This window comes from Paracholeplasma morum (assembly GCF_016907055.1).
Classification (GTDB): Bacteria; Bacillota_I; Bacilli_A; order Acholeplasmatales; family UBA5453; genus Paracholeplasma; species Paracholeplasma morum.
The window spans coordinates 1-19,830 of record NZ_JAFBBG010000009.1; the positions used below are offsets into that span (position 1 = coordinate 1).

At 34.3% G+C, this 19,830-nt stretch carries 15 protein-coding genes; 11 read left to right on the forward strand and 4 right to left on the reverse strand.

Annotation, left to right across the window (positions count from 1 at the left end; all coding sequences use genetic code 11):
* On the forward strand, positions 1 to 289 hold a 289-nt coding region (locus tag JN09_RS05050; protein ID WP_204433403.1), incomplete at its 5' end, for an IS3 family transposase.
* A 103-nt stretch (positions 290 to 392) separates the two neighbouring features.
* Here the strand turns inward: JN09_RS05050 and JN09_RS05055 are convergent.
* Positions 393 to 725, reverse strand: coding sequence for a DsrE family protein (locus tag JN09_RS05055; protein WP_204433405.1), 333 nt, complete (start codon positions 723 to 725; stop codon positions 393 to 395).
* Between the two features lie 353 nt (positions 726 to 1,078).
* On the opposite strand from JN09_RS05055, the gene JN09_RS05060 reads away from it, so the two are divergent.
* From JN09_RS05060 to JN09_RS05070, 3 genes are all read left to right on the forward strand, one after another.
* Entirely contained in the window at positions 1,079 to 2,539 is a 1,461-nt protein-coding gene (locus JN09_RS05060) for a potassium/proton antiporter (protein WP_204433407.1), read from the forward strand.
* Positions 2,540 to 2,691: 152 nt separating this feature from the next.
* Complete coding sequence (locus JN09_RS05065) at positions 2,692 to 3,795, forward strand: carbohydrate kinase (protein WP_204433410.1); 1,104 nt, start codon at positions 2,692 to 2,694, stop codon at positions 3,793 to 3,795.
* On the forward strand, positions 3,782 to 4,711 hold the full coding sequence (locus JN09_RS05070; protein ID WP_204433412.1) for a pseudouridine-5'-phosphate glycosidase: 930 nt from the start codon (positions 3,782 to 3,784) through the stop codon (positions 4,709 to 4,711). The genes JN09_RS05065 and JN09_RS05070 overlap by 14 nt, the downstream gene beginning before the upstream one ends.
* Before the next feature lie 55 nt (positions 4,712 to 4,766).
* On the opposite strand, the gene JN09_RS05075 is transcribed toward JN09_RS05070, so the two are convergent.
* From JN09_RS05075 to JN09_RS05085, 3 genes are read right to left on the reverse strand one after another with little or no spacing between them, the layout of a single operon-like run.
* Positions 4,767 to 5,576 carry an LptM family lipoprotein gene (locus tag JN09_RS05075; protein ID WP_204433414.1) on the reverse strand — a complete coding sequence of 270 codons (810 nt, stop codon included), beginning with the start codon at positions 5,574 to 5,576 and terminating at the stop codon, positions 4,767 to 4,769.
* Positions 5,573 to 5,785: a helix-turn-helix domain-containing protein gene (locus JN09_RS05080; RefSeq protein WP_204433416.1), complete on the reverse strand. Its 213-nt coding sequence runs from the start codon at positions 5,783 to 5,785 to the stop codon at positions 5,573 to 5,575. The genes JN09_RS05075 and JN09_RS05080 overlap by 4 nt, the downstream gene beginning before the upstream one ends.
* Positions 5,785 to 6,711 carry a hypothetical protein gene (locus tag JN09_RS05085; RefSeq protein WP_204433418.1) on the reverse strand — a complete coding sequence of 309 codons (927 nt, stop codon included), beginning with the start codon at positions 6,709 to 6,711 and terminating at the stop codon, positions 5,785 to 5,787. The genes JN09_RS05080 and JN09_RS05085 overlap by 1 nt, the downstream gene beginning before the upstream one ends.
* A 194-nt stretch (positions 6,712 to 6,905) precedes the next feature.
* Between JN09_RS05085 and pepF the strand changes: the two genes are divergently transcribed.
* From pepF to JN09_RS05120, 7 genes are all read left to right on the forward strand, one after another.
* The gene (gene pepF, locus JN09_RS05090) at positions 6,906 to 8,705 is read left to right on the forward strand and encodes an oligoendopeptidase F (RefSeq protein ID WP_204433426.1); all 1,800 of its coding nucleotides are present in this window, start codon (positions 6,906 to 6,908) and stop codon (positions 8,703 to 8,705) included.
* A 229-nt stretch (positions 8,706 to 8,934) separates the two neighbouring features.
* Positions 8,935 to 11,787, forward strand: a complete 2,853-nt coding sequence (locus JN09_RS05095) for a DUF3427 domain-containing protein (protein WP_204433427.1) — start codon at positions 8,935 to 8,937, stop codon at positions 11,785 to 11,787.
* Entirely contained in the window at positions 11,771 to 12,169 is a 399-nt protein-coding gene (locus tag JN09_RS05100; protein ID WP_204433430.1) for a (deoxy)nucleoside triphosphate pyrophosphohydrolase, read from the forward strand. The genes JN09_RS05095 and JN09_RS05100 overlap by 17 nt, the downstream gene beginning before the upstream one ends.
* 155 nt (positions 12,170 to 12,324) lie before the next feature.
* The gene (locus JN09_RS05105; RefSeq protein ID WP_204433432.1) at positions 12,325 to 13,626 is read left to right on the forward strand and encodes a hemolysin family protein; all 1,302 of its coding nucleotides are present in this window, start codon (positions 12,325 to 12,327) and stop codon (positions 13,624 to 13,626) included.
* 124 nt (positions 13,627 to 13,750) lie between these two features.
* On the forward strand, positions 13,751 to 15,235 hold the full coding sequence (locus tag JN09_RS05110; protein ID WP_204433435.1) for a glycoside hydrolase family 13 protein: 1,485 nt from the start codon (positions 13,751 to 13,753) through the stop codon (positions 15,233 to 15,235).
* A gap of 104 nt (positions 15,236 to 15,339) precedes the next feature.
* Positions 15,340 to 15,942, forward strand: a complete 603-nt coding sequence (locus tag JN09_RS05115) for an alpha/beta hydrolase (protein WP_204433437.1) — start codon at positions 15,340 to 15,342, stop codon at positions 15,940 to 15,942.
* Positions 15,943 to 16,072: 130 nt separating this feature from the next.
* Complete coding sequence (locus JN09_RS05120) at positions 16,073 to 19,720, forward strand: AAA domain-containing protein (protein ID WP_204433439.1); 3,648 nt, start codon at positions 16,073 to 16,075, stop codon at positions 19,718 to 19,720.
* Positions 19,721 to 19,830 lie beyond the last annotated feature (110 nt).

The window sequence follows — 19,830 nt, forward strand, 5'->3', positions numbered from 1 at the left end:
GTTTCATAGTGACAGGGGATTTCAATACACGAGCAGATCATTTAAAAATCTATTAGATAAACACAATATGGTGCAAAGTATGTCTAGAGTAGGTAAGTGTATTGATAATGGACCAATCGAGAACTTATGGGGCATCATCAAATCTGAAATGTATTATTTAGAAACGTTTGATTCATCAGAAAAACTCACAAAAGCAATTAAAGATTACATTAAGTTCTATAATCAAGAAAGAATTCAACGTAAATTAAAAAGCCATACACCTTTAGAATATAGGTATATGGCCATCTAATTTTATATTATTTACCGTGTCTACTTGACAAGAGGCTGTTCACTTTTTTATTCGTGTCTACTTTTTTGGGTTAACTTCACGGAAACTCTTTTTTTTAATTTCATTATACCTTAATATAAGCATATCCAGAGTACTGTAATTGTGCCAGTGTATGAACACTGCTTGGGATAATCTTTGTCCCTTCCATAATCGCTAAATGGTCAATTTGGTTTGATAATAGGCTATTCTCGCATAGATAGTAGGTTGCTTTAGGGTTTAGTTTTGTCAAAGCATCTTTTGTAAATGCTTTAACAGATTCACCATTAGCAACTAAGATGATTTCTGCCTTAGGATCTTCAATCAACAAATTGTTGATATTGTTAACCATTCTGCTGATTTGATCAAGATTACTAACATGGAAAACAACTTTTAGGATATCGGGATGTGTTATGTTCATAAATGACCTCTTTTCTAATGTGGTTAGTATCAACTATATTATAGCCTAGTTCATTCTAAATTGAAGTCATATAGCTTGAACGCGCGTACTTTTTATACGATTAGTATATAGTTAATCAATAATAGAAAAAATAATCAAAATGGCGTAACAAAAGTAGTTTACGGTAATTGCTTTCCCTGGTTTTTTTAGGTTATTTTACTATGAAAGAGCGTTCTAAAATGCTATAATAAATATGTGAAAAATCATCATAAGTAAAAGACACGATATAGATTAATTGAGTCTGCTAAATCTTTGTTTAGTTTTCAGAGGATTCAATTAAATCCTTGTAGAGTGTAATAGAAGGGGGATGTGTTATGAGTTTTGATTTAAACACAGTATTAATATTTGGGGGATTGATTTTACTAATTAGTGTCCTTTCTAGTAAGTTGCTTTATAGAGTTGGGGTTCCAACTTTAATCATCTTTTTATCGTTAGGGATGTTAGTAGGATCAGAGGGCATAGGTGGAATTCAATTCGAGGATTACAATATTGCTGAAATGGTTGCATCATTTGGGTTGATCTTCATCATTTTCTTTGGAGGTATGGGGATTAATTGGAAAACTGCGAGACCCATCGCTGTTAAGGCATCGTTATTATCTTCAATAGGTGTAGTAATCACAGCTTTAACTCTAGGCGTTTTCGCAAGTTTTATATTGCCGATCACAATTCTAGAAGGTCTGCTATTAGGTGCGATTGTATCATCCACAGACGCAGCTGCGATTTTCTCGATTTTACGTTCAAGAAATTTAAACTTAAAACATAATTTAGCACCAATGCTCGAAATGGAAAGTGCAAGTAATGACCCTTTCGCATTTATGCTAACAATCATCTTTGTGAGTGCGATCAATCTTACGAATGATGTACCGATTGGCTTAATGCTATTACAACAAGTCGTGTTTGGGCTAGGGCTAGGCGCAATCATTGGGTTGGTTGGTTCATTCTTACTTAAGAAAATAGCGATAGAAATTGACGGTTTATACCCAATTTTAATCATTGCAATCGTCTTTATTCTTTTCTCATTATCCCAAATCATTGGTGGTAATGGCTATTTAGCTGTGTTTGTTGCAGGGATTATACTTGGAAACTCGGCAATACCGAATAAGTACAGTATTGTCAGGTTCTTTGATGGGTTATCATGGCTCATGCAGATTATTTTATTCTATACACTAGGGCTACTAGTGTTCCCATCACAATTATTACCTGTTGCATTAAGTGGATTAGTGATTGCTTTATTCTTAATCTTTGTAGCAAGACCAATTGCAGTATTTGGCATTCTATCATTCTTCAAAGTTCCAGTTAAACAACAACTTTTCATCTCATGGGTAGGATTAAGAGGTGCAGCATCCGTTGTGTTTGCGACCTATGCGCTTAAAGCAGAACTGGATTCCTCTAACCTAATCTTCAATACTGTATTCTTTATTGCGTTATTCTCAGTTCTAATTCAAGGGTCCTTTATTCCTTTAGTAGCTAAGAAATTAAACTTAATCGGTGATGAAGAAAACGTCATGAAGACTTTTACAGACTATGTCGAAGATACTTATGATACATTAATTGAAATTGAACTTAAGAAAGATAGTCCAGTGGTTGAAAAACACATCATGGACTTAAAACTACCAGAAAATGTGTTAATTATTATGATCAAACGTCAGAATAAAGTCATCACCCCAAGAGGTAGTACAGTTTTACATCCAGGAGATAAATTGGTTGTATCTGGAGAATCAAGACATGTTATAGAAGAGTGCATCAATCACTATAAACCAGTCAAGAATCATTAACTAGGATAAAAATCCTAGTTTTTTTTTGGTTATGATTAAAGACCGCTCTAAAAAAATAATTATTACAAAAAGACTTTACAAATGATTTGGTTTGAGATAAGATGAATGTGTAAACAAAAGTTTTGAAATAAACAAAAATAGGTTGGTGACGTATGAGACTTAACGAGAATGAAAAGAAGGTACTAGCTATTTTAAGAGAAGACCCGTATGTAAGTCAGCAGTTTATTGCGGATCAAATGAACTTATCTAGACCAGCCATAGCGAATTTAATCTCTGGTCTACAAGAAAAAGGGTATATACTTGGCAAACCATATGTTTTAAAAACAGAGGATTATGTCACATGTATAGGTGGAGCTAATTTGGACTATACCTTTAGATTGGAAGAAAACTTACTGCTCGGAACATCGAACCCAGTAAACTCATCCATCTCATATGGTGGTGTCATTAGAAACGTTGCCGATAATTTAACTAGACTAAATCATCAAGTTTCATTGATGACCGTCTTAGGAGATGACCGTGCGGGAGATGAACTTCTTGCGTATTCTAAGAAAACCATGGAAGTATTTGCATGTGATAAAATCAAGCATGAAAATACAGGTGGGTATTATGCCGTAATTAACAAAGAGGGCAATATGGATGTTGGGTTCGCCGACATGTCAATCAATGACCACATGAACCGTAATTGGATCTTAGAACACAAAAGACATTTGAACTCGAGTAAATGGTTAATCGCAGATACGAATATCACAAAAGACGCAGTAGAAGCCTTAATTGAGTATGCTAGAACTGAAGATAAGAAACTAGCAATCATTGGCGTATCTGGTCCAAAGATGAAACACGTCCCTGAAGACCTAACCGGGGTTGAGATTCTAATATGTAATTTGGATGAGTCTCAAAGTTATTTTAAAACAACCAGTGATGACTTAGAAGAAATCGTTAGATTATGGCTTTCTAGAGGCTTAAATAAAGTCGTTGTCACTCAAGGCAAAAAAGGGGCTATCTATTACGATGGCAAAGAGATGAATCGTCAAAAAGCCTTCTTGGTGAGTGACGACAAAGTGGTGGATGTTACTGGGGCTGGAGATTCCTTCTCGAGTGCTTTATTACACGGACTTATCAACGGTGAGACGATGAAACAAAGCATACTCTATGGCGCAATCAGTTCAAGCTTAACCATTCAATCCAAATTTGCAGTAAATCCAAAATTATCAATCAATCTACTAAAAAAGGAGCTAAAAAAGCATGAAAACATTTGAACAATTTTTAGATATTAAACAAGAAGTAAAAGAAGCACTTAAGAATAATTTACCAGTTGTAGCCCTTGAATCTACAATTATCTCCCACGGTATGCCTTATCCAGATAACGTTGTAATGGCGAAAAAAGTTGAACAACTCATTAGAGAACAAGGCGCAGTACCTGCGACCATCGCAATCATGGACGGAAGAATCAAAGTAGGTCTAACAGACGAAGACTTAGAGACATTAGCAAAATCTAAACATGTCGTTAAAGTATCAAGACGCGATATGGCTTCAGTTATTGCGTTAAAAGAAATGGGCGCTACAACTGTCGCATCTACAATGATCTGCGCTGAAATGGCTAACATCAAATTCTTCGTAACTGGTGGTATCGGTGGAGTTCATAAAGGTTATGAAGAAACGCTAGACGTTTCTGCTGACCTAGAAGAACTTGCACAAACCAACGTTACAGTCATCTGTGCAGGTGCGAAAGCCATTCTTGACTTACCAAGAACCATGGAATACTTAGAAACTAAAGGAGTATCAGTGGTTGGGTATCAAACTAAAGTATTACCAGCATTCTACACAAGAACTTCCGACATTGAACTAAGACTTCACGTTGACAAGATTGAAGACTTAGCAAAGATTGTCTACACTAAGGAACAACTAAACTTAAAAGGTGGATTATTAGTCGCTAACCCAATCCCTGAAAAAGACTCTCTAGATGGGGCATACATGAATGACATCATCGATAGAGCGGTTAAACAAAGTGTAAAAGACCATGTTCAAGGTAAAGACGTTACCCCATATCTACTTAAGAAGATCGTAGAAGAAACGAAGGGTAAGAGCCTTCAAGCAAACCTAGCACTTGTTTATAACAATGCCGTTGTTGGTGGTAAACTAGCTAAAGCTTATCAAGACCTACACAAAAAATAATCTCTTTAACTAAAAAGAATCCTCGGCAATCATGCGGAGGATTCTTTCTTTTTGGTTAAATGAAGTTGATATTTAAGTATTCTGTTTTAATCAAACCGAATTTGCCAAGAAAATTAAGCTGGGCATTTCGATTATACTTATCGTATATAGAGGTCTTAACGTAGGTAGAACCTTGTGAATCACGGAATGTCTCTTTAATGATCACATAACTGGTTAAGGCTAAAGTGTCATAAGTGTTTATGGGTTCTGTAATAACGGTTCTTTTTAGAACTTCCTCAACAGAACTCATTTCAATAATTTCTACTTGTTCAAGCGTATTTTGAACATTTACAGTTATTTTAAACTGTTTACGTACGATCTTATTATCTATTTTTACTTCGTTTTTATAGGTAAGCGTTGAGCTTATGCCACCTTGAATCATTGTTCCGTTAAAGGTTTCTCCTAACGAATAATCTCCCTCATAAATCGGATAAACATTCATGTAGCTGCCATCCAGTTCATTGGATACCAAAATGGTCACTTCGATTTCGGTTTCATCGATATGAGTTTTTACGCCATTTATGGTATCTTCAAGACTTCTTACAGAAACATGCATCTTATTTAATCCATAACCTGATGCAGTATTAAATGTGTTATCTACTCGATGAGAATAGTAAAATACTGCCTCTTCATTGCCATATACAGGCAATAGATTTGTGTAGTCTTTTTTGTCTTGAATTTGAATGTAAAAACCAACCATTAATGGTTCTATTTCAATTGGGGGCGTCTCATTATCTAGGTCAATGGATGTATCCTTCTTAAGTTCACATCCGGATAGTAAAAATATACCAACAATAAGGACCACTAAGCTTAATAACTTTTTCATTTGTCGTCTCCTTCATAAATGATGATGTCTTTGGGTTCACAGTTTAAGTGATAACAGATCTTATCAAGCGTTTCAAAACGAATCGCTTTTGCCTTACCACTTCTTAATATGGATAGGTTTGCTTCGGTAATATCGATTTTTTGAGCCAGTTCTTTTGAGGTCATTTGTCTTTGTTTTAAAATGTCTTCTAGTACGATTTTAATTGACATTAAATCGTCAACTCCTGATCTAGTACTGCTTGATTGGCAAGAACAATATACTCGTATAACCCATAAAAGAAGAAGACTAAAACCCAGTAAAAGATGTCAATTTTGAATGTGAAGTTGGTATTACTCAACTTTGTTATATACGCAAGTTGGAAAAGATTTACGAAGCATACTTTAATGAGACTCACTGACAGTAATCCAATCGAAGCCCCTTTAATCAGTTTGGTTAGCGTAATGAGCTTTTCTTTGAAAGACCCATCTAGGATATATTCAACAAACATCAATATGAATTCGATTAACACAACCGCTAATAAGCTTTCAACAAACCCAAATAAAGAATCATAACTAGAAAGGGTAGTCTGATAAGAATTGAAACTAATTTTTGACATCGATAATACATATGTAGCAAGTAATATCGCATAGCTTACGAAGAAAGGCAGTATATATTTTAAAGATTTTAGTAATGACTTCACAAATAAGATTTGTCTAGCTAATAAGTATAGCAAGCATAAAGATAACCAAACATTGTATAATCCAATAGATAGAATAAGTTTGGCATCTTCCAAATCCCTAAAGAATATAATCACACTTCTAAATATGCCTTCGGCCCCTAAATTTATACTTATATAAAAAGTGATGCCTAACACGATAGACAGTATAGACAATCCAATTAAGTCAAACAAAGAAGTATTCTTCCTTAGAGTGACATATCCAAGCAAAAGCGGTAATAAACTTATGATGATCAATAAGCCCCAAGCTAGGACATTTCCAAAGCCTGACTCTTCGGATAGCGAGGATAGGATATTAACCACTAATGAAAATGGACTATACAACACAGCTAAGAACCCAATATCTTTAGAGTCATAGGTATTGGACAGTACAATCCCAAGGATCAAAACTAAAACATATAAAATCAATCTTTTTCTCATAACGGAACACCTCTTCAACTCTATTCTAGCATAAAATTATCGTTTTACAATAATTACATATTATTTTTTTGAAAAAAGTTAACAGAGCATCAAGGACAAGTACTATATCTTTTAAGTCATTATTAAAAAACACATAAGCAAATATCTATTTAGTTATTGTGGTGTGTTATAATCGTTAAAAGGAGTGATTTTTAATGAAAAAACAATTACCAAAAAGAGAAGAACTTAATATCAACTATACCTGGGATATGACAAACATCTTCAAAACTGAAGATTTATACAAAGAAGCTTTTGATGAAGTTGAAAGGATGGTAGATGATTTTGTGTTAGAGTTTGAAAATAAGCTTAACACTATAGAACTTATCAACGAATCTTTAACTAAGTATCAAACCATCCAAGGCTATTTTTCAAGGCTTGGGGCTTATGGCAGCCTACAAACTAGTACAGATTCTATTAATGAAGAGAACCAAATGCGTCAAGGGAAAGCGATGATGCGTTTCCAAGCTATTTCTAAGAAACTGGCATTTTATAATAATGAACTTAAAGATCAATCCGATGACCTTCTTAATGAAGCAGCGTCCATGAACCTAGATAACAGCTACACTTTAAAAGAAATCATTGAAGATAAGAAACATACCCTTTCAAGAGAAGTTGAAAAGACATTAGTAGCTTTATCACCAGTGATTAATACCTCTTACGGTCTATACAACCGTTTTAAACTTGCTGATATGGCATTTAATGACTTTATAGTAGATGGTAAGACTTATGCAAACTCATTCACCCTTTTCGAAAATGAGTATGAATATGAAGAAAACACCGAAGTAAGAAGAAAAGCCTATGAAACTTTTTATGCTAAGTTAAAAGAATACCAACATGGGTTTGCGAATAACTATCAAAATCATGTTCAAAAAGAGAAAATCATGAGTGAACTTAGAGGCTATAAGAATGTCTATGATTACTTATTAGACGACCATAAAGTAACCAAAGACTTTATGGACCGTCAAATCGACTTGATCATGGAGAGATTAGCCCCGGCCATGAGACGTTATGCACGTCTATTAAAAGACATTCATAATCTAGATAAAATGACATATGCCGATTTAAAACTAGCAGTAGACCCTAGTTATGAACCAAAAGTAACGATTGAAGAATCTAAAGCATTACTCATGGAAGGCTTATCTATCTTAGGGCCTGAATACGGCAAAATCGTTAGCCGTGCATTTGATGAAAGATGGATTGATTTCCCTCAAAACGTTGGTAAATCAACGGGCGGGTTCTGCTCATCCCCATATGGAATACCATCTTACATCTTATTAAACTGGAATGGTCAAATGGACGAAGCAATGGTATTGGCGCATGAACTAGGGCATGCTGGACATTTCCAATATGCCAATAGTCATCAAACCATTTTAAACACAAGACCTTCTATGTACTTTATTGAAGCCCCATCTACTACCAATGAACTATTAATGGCCAATCATTTAATTAGAAAAGCTAAGACTGAAAGAGAAAAGACTTGGTTAAAGTCAGTGAAGATTTCTAGAACTTACTACCATAACTTTGTTACACACTTACTCGAAGCAGCCTTCCAAAGAGAAGTCTATGATAGAGTCGATCAAAAACAACCTCTATCTGCAAATCTATTAAATAGCTTAAAACTAGAAGTCTTAAGAAAGTTCTGGGGAGATACAGTAGAAATACCTGATTATGCAGGCTTAACTTGGATGAGACAACCTCATTACTTTATGGGCTTATATCCATATACTTACTCAGCAGGCTTAACACTAGGTACTAAAGTATCTAAAATGATTGAAACAGGAGAACTTAAACCTGAGGCTTGGATAGAAGTATTAAAAGCGGGTGGCACTAAAACCCCACTTGAACTCGCTAAGATGGTCAATGTAGACTTATCAACAGACGGACCACTTAATGAAGTCATCGATGAGATATCCTCAATTATAGATGAAATTATTCAAGATAAGTCAAAACAATAATCTAATCCAGAATTAAGAACAAAGAACCAGACTAGAGTCCGGTTTTTTTTCTATCGTAACATTTAGATTGATTACTAAAAACGTATAAAATGATGATATAATTAAACTAATATAAATATTATTGTTTTTCTAATATTCTAAATGATCGGATATCTATGCTATGGAGAATATTCAGCTAGTTAAAAATGGTAGGACATACAATTTCTATAATCACATTGAATCATCAATAATGAACTGTAAAGGTTTTTCTTTTTCTGTTGCATTTATATCAGATGCTGCGATTCAGCTCTTAGTCGATTCTTTCAGAAATGCACAGTTACGAGGTGTTTCCGGAAAAATTCTAACAACGGATTATATGTTTGGTACTAGTCCAGCTGCATTAAGAAGGTTAATGCGTTTTCCTAACATAGAAGTAAGGGTGTTTTCGACACTCAATAAAAATACGCGTGGTTTTCACACAAAAGGATATATTTTTGAGTTTGATGATAGAGTACAGTTGACTGTTGGTTCATCTAATTTGACCGAAAAAGCATTAAAACATAATCATGAGTGGAACTTATCATATTTTTCAAAAGAGAATCCTAGACTTATTAATACATTGTATTCAGAGTTTGATGAGTTGTGGAATGATAACGACGTAATTCCACTTACAAACGAATATATCGATCAATATGAAAAGCAATACAACCATGAAAAATATTCAAAGTCGAATCAACAGATCTTGATCAAACAATTAGTTGAGTTTTTAAAAGACAATACGGATACAGATATGATTACGCGCATTGCGGATATCTTTGACATAGAAACTGAAGAGGTCATAGAATATGTCGATGAGCAAATGAAAGGTTCTGAACTTAGACCTAACTACATGCAAGAAATAGCTCTAGAATCCTTACAAGACCTACGTAGTAAAGGTCAAAACAAGGGTTTAGTGATTGCTGCAACTGGAACAGGTAAAACATTTTTAGCTGCTTTTGATGTACTTCAAGTCAGTCCAAAGAGGTTATTATTTGTTGTCCACAGAGAGAAAATCCTAAAAGATGCAATGAAGACTTTTAAGACTATTCATAACGCTAGTATGGGACTTTACACAGGAACAGAAAAAAGTATCAATGCAGATTACGTGTTCGCGTCGATCCAAACCCTTAGTAGAGAGAAGAATCTATTTAAACTTGCGGAAGATACTTTTGACTACATTATCATTGATGAGGCACATCGTTCTGCAACCCCAACCTACAATAGAGTATTGAATCATTTTAAACCTAAGTTCTTACTAGGTTTAACTGCAACACCAGAAAGAACGGATACTAATAGCATTTTTGAGATATTTGATAATCAAGTAGCGGCTGAGATAAGACTTAGAGACGCGTTAAAAGAGAATCTAGTGGTTCCTTTTCACTATTTTGGTATTGAAGATGCCACTACAGATTTAAGTGATATTGACGTATCAAAAGAAATAGATATCGTTGCGGATAGACTAAATATCAAAGCCAGAGTAGACTTGATTATTGAAAATATATTGAAATATGGACATAGTGGAAATAAAACAAAAGCCTTAGGATTCTGTTTAAACGTAAAACAAGCTGAATACATGTCAGCAATGTTTAACGAAAGAGGTATGAACTCTGTGTCTTTATCGGCTCTCACTTCAGAATATGATAGAGAAATATATATCGAAAAACTTGAGGATGAAAATGATCCTTTGTCATACATATTTACTGTAGATATTTTTAACGAAGGTATCGATATTCCAAGTGTTAATTTAGTATTAATGCTTAGACCTACACAATCACCAATTGTTTTCACACAACAACTCGGTAGAGGACTACGTCTTCATCCACTCAAAGACTATTTAACTGTACTAGACTTTATTGGAAATCATAACAAGACATTTATGATTCCTATCGCATTATCAGGTCAATCTAATTACGATAAAGATGATATTATGCTTGAAACAAAGTCAAGTTTTTCTTCAATTCCTGGGGATACATTTATCAGATTAGAAGAGAAAACAATGACTCAAATATTAAGTCAACTTGAACGTTACAACTTCGATGACATGAAAAATTTAAAAGAAATATATTATGAGGTAAAAAGAGAAATCAATAGAATCCCTTCACTTCTTGATTATGGATTTGATGGATTAGATCCGGTACGTTTCATCGATAAATCAAAATCGTACTTGGAGTTCGTAAAAAGAGTAGATAATGATTTTGCTCATACTTTAGGTGAGGACATAATTAGAAGCATTCGATTTATTGATTCTCTGCTTCCAGCTAAGCGTATATATGAATTCGCTATTCTAGAACAAGTTATTAGACATCACTCTGTATCCTATTCAGATATGGTTACAGAAATCGAAAAACACATTGAACGTGTTGATTATAATGATTTAAACCATGCGATAGATCATCTAACTGGTGATCTCTTAAATGAACAGGATAAAAAGAGATTCATATTACCTGTTGAGAAGAAAAATGGATATGTAAATCTCACTGATCATTTTATAACCCTATTCGATGACCAAATGTTTAAACAATACTATACTAACAGTATCGAATATGGAATCAGAAGATATCAACATGAGTTTGGTCGAAAAACACGGTCCTATCCAGCTTTTAAGCTCTATTATCAATATGAGAATAGAGAAATTAGCCAGATTGCTAGATATGATAGTATTTATGTAATCCAGAGCGGTGTATCCAGTAAGAAAAATGATTACTTCTTATTTGTAACTCTCGATAAATCAAACGCACGTGAAAGTCTTAAATTCAAAGATGAATTCATAAACAGAAAAGAATTTCAGTGGCAGTCTCCAAATAACACTACTAATAATTCCAAGACCGGTAGCAGTTTGATTAACCATAAGGGGTTAGGGATTAACATCCATCTATTTATTAAAAAAGGTGGAAGTAGAACCGATTTTTATAGTAAGAAATTCATATATATTGGTAAAGTGGATGTTTTATCACATAAAGAAGAAAAACCGATTACTTTTAAGTTTAGACTTCATAATGAAGTACCTGAAGATGTATATTTTAAACTAACAACGGAGTATCAGAATGATGAAGAAAAGAATTGAAGTAGTAGCTGCTGTAATAAAAAAAGGTGACAGATACTTCTGCGCGCAACGTAAAGATTATGGGGAATTAGCCAAAAAATGGGAGTTTCCTGGAGGGAAGATCGAACAGGGTGAAACCCATCAAGAGGCCCTTATCAGAGAAATACAAGAAGAGTTGAACACAAAGATTTCCATTAGCTCCTTTTTAATAACCGTTAATCATGAATACGAATCATTCGATCTTATAATGCATGCGTATTTATGTGATATCATCGAAGGTAGTCTTTCAATTATGGAGCATCTTGATGCTAAATGGCTCACTTTGAATGAAATGAATGAGTATGATTTCGCTGCTGCAGATTTGCCTATAATCACTGAACTTAAATATATGAAAATGATATAGTCCTTCGTGGACTATATTTTCTATAATTCAGAGTTGAAATTTATAAATGCTGTTAATTGATAAAAACATATGGGCTAAACAACGCTTAATTCGCAAATTATAAAAATATGTTATAATAGATTTCGCATAATTATATAAGGAGATGATTTTATATTATGGACGACCCCTTGAGTCAAAACTTAGTAGGTTCACTTATTTTAATGGGTGTGTTAACACTTATTAACGCCTTTTTAGCCGGTGCTGAAATGGCATTTGTTTCCCTTAATCAAAACAAAATTAAGGATTTAGCAGAAAAGAATAACAAACGTGCGAAGAAAGTTCTTTCTTTACTAGATGATTCAGATGCGTTTTTATCTGCTATTCAAGTAGGTATTACTGTGGCTGGATTCTTAAACTCAGCAAGTGCTTCACAAGCCTTTGTTGGAAGAATTGCCCCTTACCTTGCAGGCATTCCTGCTGGTGAAACGATTGCTACAATACTCGTTACATTAGTATTATCTTATGTTACGTTAGTACTTGGAGAATTATATCCAAAGCAATTAGCCTTACAAATACCAGAACGTTACGCACTCGCTTCTGCAGGCGTGATTTCGGTGATGAAGACTTTATTTAGACCCTTTATATGGTTATTAACCATTTCAACCGGGTTATTAAAGAAGATTACCCCAATCAAGTTTGAACGAAAAGAAGAACGCATTACGAGAGCGGAAATGAAAGCTTTACTTAAAAATTCTCGAAATGATGGCGTCATCGATAGCGATGAATTCAATATGATGCGTGGGGTTTTATCCCTAGATTCCAAAGTGGTCAAAGAAATCATGGTACCACGTGTGGATGCATTCATGATCAACATTCTAGATAACATAGATTATAACATCAAACGAATCATTGATGAATCGTATTCAAGAATCCCAATTTATGAAAATGAAAAAGATAACATCTTAGGATTTGTAACCATCAAGGATGTCCTTTTAAATATAGATAAGCTAAAGAAGAAAGAGATTTCGTTATTAGACATCAAACGTAATGCGATTGTTGTCTTAGAGTCTAGCCGTGTTGACGACTTGCTCGTTAAGTTTAAACAATCTAAACAACTCATGGCAATTGTCATTGATGAATTTAGCGGTCTAGCAGGTATTGTGACTTTAGAAGACCTTGTTGAAGAAATCGTTGGTGAAATCGACGATGAATACGATGAGGTAACCAAACATTATCAAGTCATTGACGAGAATACATTCATCGTTAAGGGTGGGTTGAGTTTAAGTGACTTTAACCACTTGTTTGAAATGGAATTAGATTGTGAACACTATGATACCATCACAGGCTATATCATTGAAACGCTTGGATTTATTCCTAAAAAAGAAGATAAAGCTCAAGTTGACATTGAAAAATACATCTTGATTCCTGAACAAATCAGAGGGAACCGTATTTACTCGATTAGAGTGATTAAAAAATAATCTAGCACCAAAGCCCTCAAGCTTTGGTGTTTTCATATATATTATTGATTATGGAAGCGGTACCAACCATCTAATTAATACTATAAAACACGAATCTAGTATAATTAAATCAAGGAGTGATGCTATGTCTAACAAGTTTAAAAAAAGAGAAGCTGATTGGCGTAATGGCGCGATTGTCTATCAAGTATTGGTTGATAGATTTAACCCATCTGCCGACTTAGAAAAGAAAAAACACTTATACGCCTATCCAAAAAAATTAAACGCATGGGATAAACCCCCAAAACCAGGAACGTTTCTAGAAGATGTTAAATATTGGTCACATGAACTCGATTACTGGGGTGGAGACTTGAAGAGTTTATCCGAAAAACTCGATTACATTAAGGCACTTGGTGTGGATGTATTATACCTAAACCCAATTGTAGAATCGTTATCCAACCATAAATATGACGCATCGGATTACTTAAAAATCTCAAGTGAATATGGCACAAGAGAAGACTTGAAAAAGCTCATTCAAAGCGTCCATGACAATAAGATGAAAATCATGCTAGATGGTGTATTTAACCACGTCGGTGTATCTAACCCTATTTTCCAAAAAGCACTGAAAAATGAAAAATACCGTGACTGGTTTGACTTCAATGAAGATTATCCAGAAGGCGTTAGACTTTGGGCAGATGCTAAGAGCCTACCTGAATTAAACCTAGAAAACGATGCTGTAAAGGACTATATCTATCGTAAGGAAGACTCAGTCATTAGAAGCTACTTGAAAGATGGTATTGATGGTTGGCGTTTAGACGTTGCCTTTGACATTGGATTCGACATCTTAAAAGATTTAGAAGATCATGCAAGACTGGAAAAAGAAGATGTCATGGTAGTTGGTGAGATTTGGAATTATCCAGAAAAATGGTTGAAATCGATAGATGGGGTTATGAACTTTACATTTAGAGAGATTACGCTTCGCTTATTAAGAAAAGAACTCAGTCCAAAGAAAGCTCAAAACATGATTACCGATGTGATTATGTCTTCAGGCATTGAACCTATCTTAAAATCCTGGAATCTTTTAGATAACCACGATGTCCAAAGACTAAAGCACTTACTTAAAGATGAGTTCAATCAAAAACTTGCACAAGTCCTACAGTTTACGCTACCAGGGTCACCTAATCTATATTATGGAACTGAACTGGGTATGGATGGAGATTCTGACCCACAAAACCGGGCACCAATGCGTTGGGAGTTAAACAATGAAACTAACCCAACCTTACAATGGACTAAGTCGTTGATTGCCTTAAACAAACAAGAACGAGCCCTTAGAATTGGCGACTATATTCCCGTCGAAGCAGATGACTTATTTGTGTTCATGAGGGTGACTGAAAGGGTAGAAGATACTTGTATTATCGCGATTAATCCAAATGACTATGAAGTCGCTGAGACCGTCTTATTGAAAGACTCAAGACTTATGAATTTCTCTCAGTTTAAGATTGTCTTCGGAGAACACATGGACTTATCCTTATTAGCAGGATTATCTAGATTAAAAATGAAAGCTCACAGTTATATTGTATTTAAACCTAATACACTAAGAGAAAAGAGTTACACCCCATATAAAAGAGTATAAGCGCAAGTCTTGCGCTTATTTTTTATAATGGTATTATTTCGAATTCGAAGCATTATCTTTGATATTATGTGCTCGTTAGGGTATGATTAACTCGAGGTGTTAATATGATACATATATACAAAAAAGGCAATAACGACAAAACATTGTTATTACTCCACGGTACTGGTGGAGACGAATATGATTTATTAGAAATTGGGAAATACATTGACCCAAACGCCAATGTTTTAAGCGTTAGAGGAGAAGTTAATGAGTTTGGACAAAACAGATTCTTTAAGCGTTTAGCTGTAGGCGTATTAGATGAAGAGGATTTAAGAATTCAATCTAAGAAACTCTATGATTTTATCACTGAGTCATCAAAGAAATACGGATTTGACTTAGATAAGTTGTCACTATTTGGTTATTCAAATGGCGCGAATATTGCAACCAGTTTATTATTCCTCTATGAAGGTATATTTAGAGTCGCGTTACTGGCGCATCCGATGATGCCTTATAAAGCCATTGATATTCCATTTGATATCAAAGCAGACGTGTTTATCGCTGCTGGACTTAATGATCCTTTAGTTCCAGTTTCAATGACTCAAAAACTCATTGAAACGTTTAAAACACAAAATGCACTTGTAAAAGCACATTTTGGTAAAGAAGGTCATAGTTTCTCAAATGAAGCGTTGAACTTGATGGCGAATTTTTATAATGAACACACAAAATGAGTGTGTTCTTTTTTTTAGATATAAATGGTTTTATCGATAGGCTATAAATGGTAAAATGTATGTAGTCGGCAATTAGTGGAAATGATTTGCAATCATATCATTAAGTTATATATTTTTTGAGGAGGATCAAATGGAGAAAGAATTATTAAAAGCCTTAACAGATCTAAGACAATCACTTAGAGAATCCCATATAGGTGAAAACATTTGTAGCGATGAGGCTTTAAAGAAAATGGTTTCTTTAAACCCCTATAAAATAACAGATTTTGATGCCATCAGTGGCTTGGACAGTGACTTTTCAACCCATTATGGCAAGCTTTTTTTAGAGTGCATTAATGATTATCGCTTTTTAGAAGAGAAACCGGTCAAGCTTTCAAAAGACGCTTATAAAGTATTAGATCACTATAAAGACAGACTTTCAAACATATCCAGAAGTAATAAGAACTTATATGTCGGTAGATTAGACCGTCAAACTGGTATAGATTTAGCTAAACTAGAATTAGAACTAGCCTTGATTAATTTCTTAAGAAGCAATCAAAAGGTTTTAAAGCTGGATAAGCTATCCGAATTATCGTTTAGACACTTAACAGAACTCTATAGAGAAACCAACAAAGACCATAAAGAAACTGGTGTATATGACTTATATGTCGCTTACCCATTTGTAACAGGAACGTTTAAGAAAGAAGACTTTTTCATTAAAGCGCCTTTAGCATTCATTCCAGTCAAACTGATCCGTAATAAGAAATCTTTCTCTATTGAAAAAGACTTAGATAAAGACATAACATTCAACCGAGACCTACTTGTTACACTATCCAAAATTGAAAAGAGTCAACTTGATACAGATATGCCTTATCTAGATGATTTATCGTCTGCAACGATTCAAAATACCCTTTTACCGTATTATGCAAAATACGGGTTAGATATTAAATTTGAAAACCAAGCGATTGTCCCATTTGAAAATACATTAATGGTGAATGTTAAGAAAGAGAAAAAACCATTCACTTATGAATCATTCTGTGTAATGGCAAGGTTTAAGCTATATTCATCGATGATACAAAAAGACATGCAAAAAATTCTATCTTTAAATAAGTATAATGACTTACTCGAAGGGCTAATCGATGAGAAAAACCTATTTTCAAAAGAAAAACCATTATCGGTTAATGTCTCCAAAACAAGGCTAAAAGAATCGGAAATCTCCTATGTCAATGACCTAAACTACTCACAAGAAAAAGTCATTGAAGCGTTAAATAAAGAAAAAAAGATTGTGATTTGGGGGCCTCCTGGAACGGGAAAAAGCCAAACGATTACCTCTTTAATTGCAAGCTCAGTCTTAAAAGGTGAGAATGTCTTGGTAGTCAGTGAGAAGAAAGTTGCACTGGATGTCATTTATGCACGTCTTTTGAATCAAAAGAAGTATGCCCTTTTCTTAGATGACGCAACTAACAAGCAATCTTTTTATCAACAACTAGGTCAATTACTCGACCAAACACCTCCAAAGCGTACATTAAATAATGATGCTTATCAACTTGAAGAAACCATTCAAAAACTATCAGATACCTTAGATGAAGCATTGGAATTATATTACGGAAGAAAAATCGAAGGTGTAAGAGTCTTTGAGATCATGGAGCGTTATCTCAAAGACAAAGATATTAAACCGTATCTTAAACCTAAGGATGTCTTGAAGTTGTTTGAACTTAAACTTCGTAAACCAACCTTTGCCCATATCAAGTATCTAGAAACTACATTTGATAAAGATGATAAACTCTTAAAATTTATCGATTATCAGACCTATATAGAGAAATACCCATGGTTCAAACGCATTGAAACGAAGGTGTCAAGAAGTGGCAGACTTGCGTTTAACGAGTTTTTAGTAGAACTTGAGCATTACCGCTCAAGTTATCTCAAAAAAGGGTTCTTTGGAAAAAGAAGTACCCTAAAACGTTATTATCAGGCACATGAGAATACCCTTAACTTTCTTACAACCAAAAAGAGCATTCATAAGAATCTATTAAGAACGTTGTTCTTTAATGAAGCCTTTAAAGAGTACTTAAATAAGGAACTCACTAGATTGGACAAAACCAAAACAAACTACCTAGCTCTCAATAAACTTGCAATTTCTTATATTGATTTATTCATTATCGAACCCGTATTAAAAGAAGAGAACTACAAGTTAAGAAGTTACTTGTTTGATGGATACTATACAGGTTTCATCGAAAACTTTATTGCGAAACATCAAAAGTACTTATACATATTAGAAGACTATGAAAAGTACTCAGATAAGATCAATGAGCAAATGAACCATAAACGTCAAATTAGTGAAGAATCATTTGAAATGATGCTTTTCCAAAATGCTTTAAACTTATCTAACACCAAGCGAATTATGGACATCAAACGCGTGTTAGAATCTGACAGAAAACCGAGTATTAAAGCCTTTTTCGACCACTTTTATTTAGAGGTTATCAGTAACGTCAAAATCTTCTTAATGACACCAGAATCAATTAGTGCGGTACTGCCACTTGAAACACAAATGTTTGATTTGGTGATATTCGATGAAGCATCCCAGCTTTATGTTGAAAAGGGAATACCAGCAATCTATAGAGCGAAAAAAGTAGTTATTGCAGGCGATCCTAAACAACTAAGACCATCTGCTTTAGGGGTAGGTCGAATTGAAGAGGAAGAACTGACAGATTTAATCGAAAGTGACTTAAACTTAGATGCCAAGAGTCTACTAGACCTTGCGAGATACCGTTATAAAGAAACCCTTTTAAACTATCACTACCGAAGTAGGTATGAAGAATTAATCGCATTTTCAAACTATGCGTTTTACGATGGAAAACTAGTCGTTTCACCAAACGTATCCAAACCGTTAACGCCACCCATTGAATATGTGTATGTAAAAGAGGGAACCTATGACCAAAAGCGAAATATTCCTGAGGCTGAAGCGGTGGTTAAGCTATTAAAGAAAATACTTAAAGAAAAAGATCCTAGTGAATCCGTGGGAATCATTACGTTTAATAGTACTCAAAGAGATACGATACTTAACTTGCTCGATGAAGTGAGTTATCAAAAAGGGGTATTCCAAAAATCCTTAGAAGAGGAACTTTATAAAGTTACCAGTGATGGCGACCACTCTTTATTTGTTAAGAATATTGAAAACGTTCAAGGCGATGAAAGAGACATCATCATATTCTCAATGGGATATGCTAACGATTCAACAGGGGTGTTAAAAAGACGATTTGGTTGGCTAAACCACGATGGTGGTCAAAACAGACTGAATGTTGCGATTACAAGAGCCAAGAAGAAGATTTACTTCGTTTCATCACTTTATCCAGAATCCTTTAGAGTCGATGATTTATCTGGGGTTGGTCCAAAACTTCTAAAAGACTTTATGAGGTATTGTTACTATGTTTCTAGTGAGAATCTAGATATGGCAAGACAGGTCTTATTAAGCCTTGGTGAAAAAGCCTCTGTTAGTGATCAAAACTATCAAACTCAAATGGTCAAAGACATTTGTCAGAAACTCGATAAACTAGGTTATGAGATTAAAACCAACTTTGGTATCGGTGGATTTAGCATTGATATTGCATTATTTGATTCGAAGACAGAGACATTTAAACTCGGTATTTTATGTAATATGGACACGCCAATCAACGCAAGACTAGAACTCATTCATCAAGATAAATACTTGAAGTCTAGAGGTTGGCAAATCTATCATGTGTTCCATTCAAACTATTATTTAGACCCAGCCAAAGAAATTAAGAAAATCAAAGCATATCTATAATGAAGAATCCTGCTATCTTGTAAAATAGTGGGATTAAATCTTTAATAGCGTTATCAAATTGACAAATCAAGTAGAATCTCTTAAACTATATAAAGTTGCATTAGAAAGTA

What these genes read in the sequence shown, in the direction of transcription:
- JN09_RS05055 (WP_204433405.1), bottom strand. Translation starts at nt 725, where the DNA reads ATGAACATAACACATCCCGATATCCTAAAAGTTGTTTTCCATGTTAGT.
- JN09_RS05060 (WP_204433407.1), top strand. Translation starts at nt 1,079, where the DNA reads ATGAGTTTTGATTTAAACACAGTATTAATATTTGGGGGATTGATTTTA.
- JN09_RS05065 (WP_204433410.1), top strand. Translation starts at nt 2,692, where the DNA reads ATGAGACTTAACGAGAATGAAAAGAAGGTACTAGCTATTTTAAGAGAA.
- JN09_RS05070 (WP_204433412.1), top strand. Translation starts at nt 3,782, where the DNA reads ATGAAAACATTTGAACAATTTTTAGATATTAAACAAGAAGTAAAAGAA.
- JN09_RS05075 (WP_204433414.1), bottom strand. Translation starts at nt 5,576, where the DNA reads ATGAAAAAGTTATTAAGCTTAGTGGTCCTTATTGTTGGTATATTTTTA.
- JN09_RS05080 (WP_204433416.1), bottom strand. Translation starts at nt 5,785, where the DNA reads ATGTCAATTAAAATCGTACTAGAAGACATTTTAAAACAAAGACAAATG.
- JN09_RS05085 (WP_204433418.1), bottom strand. Translation starts at nt 6,711, where the DNA reads ATGAGAAAAAGATTGATTTTATATGTTTTAGTTTTGATCCTTGGGATT.
- pepF (WP_204433426.1), top strand. Translation starts at nt 6,906, where the DNA reads ATGAAAAAACAATTACCAAAAAGAGAAGAACTTAATATCAACTATACC.
- JN09_RS05095 (WP_204433427.1), top strand. Translation starts at nt 8,935, where the DNA reads ATGAACTGTAAAGGTTTTTCTTTTTCTGTTGCATTTATATCAGATGCT.
- JN09_RS05100 (WP_204433430.1), top strand. Translation starts at nt 11,771, where the DNA reads ATGAAGAAAAGAATTGAAGTAGTAGCTGCTGTAATAAAAAAAGGTGAC.
- JN09_RS05105 (WP_204433432.1), top strand. Translation starts at nt 12,325, where the DNA reads ATGGACGACCCCTTGAGTCAAAACTTAGTAGGTTCACTTATTTTAATG.
- JN09_RS05110 (WP_204433435.1), top strand. Translation starts at nt 13,751, where the DNA reads ATGTCTAACAAGTTTAAAAAAAGAGAAGCTGATTGGCGTAATGGCGCG.
- JN09_RS05115 (WP_204433437.1), top strand. Translation starts at nt 15,340, where the DNA reads ATGATACATATATACAAAAAAGGCAATAACGACAAAACATTGTTATTA.
- JN09_RS05120 (WP_204433439.1), top strand. Translation starts at nt 16,073, where the DNA reads ATGGAGAAAGAATTATTAAAAGCCTTAACAGATCTAAGACAATCACTT.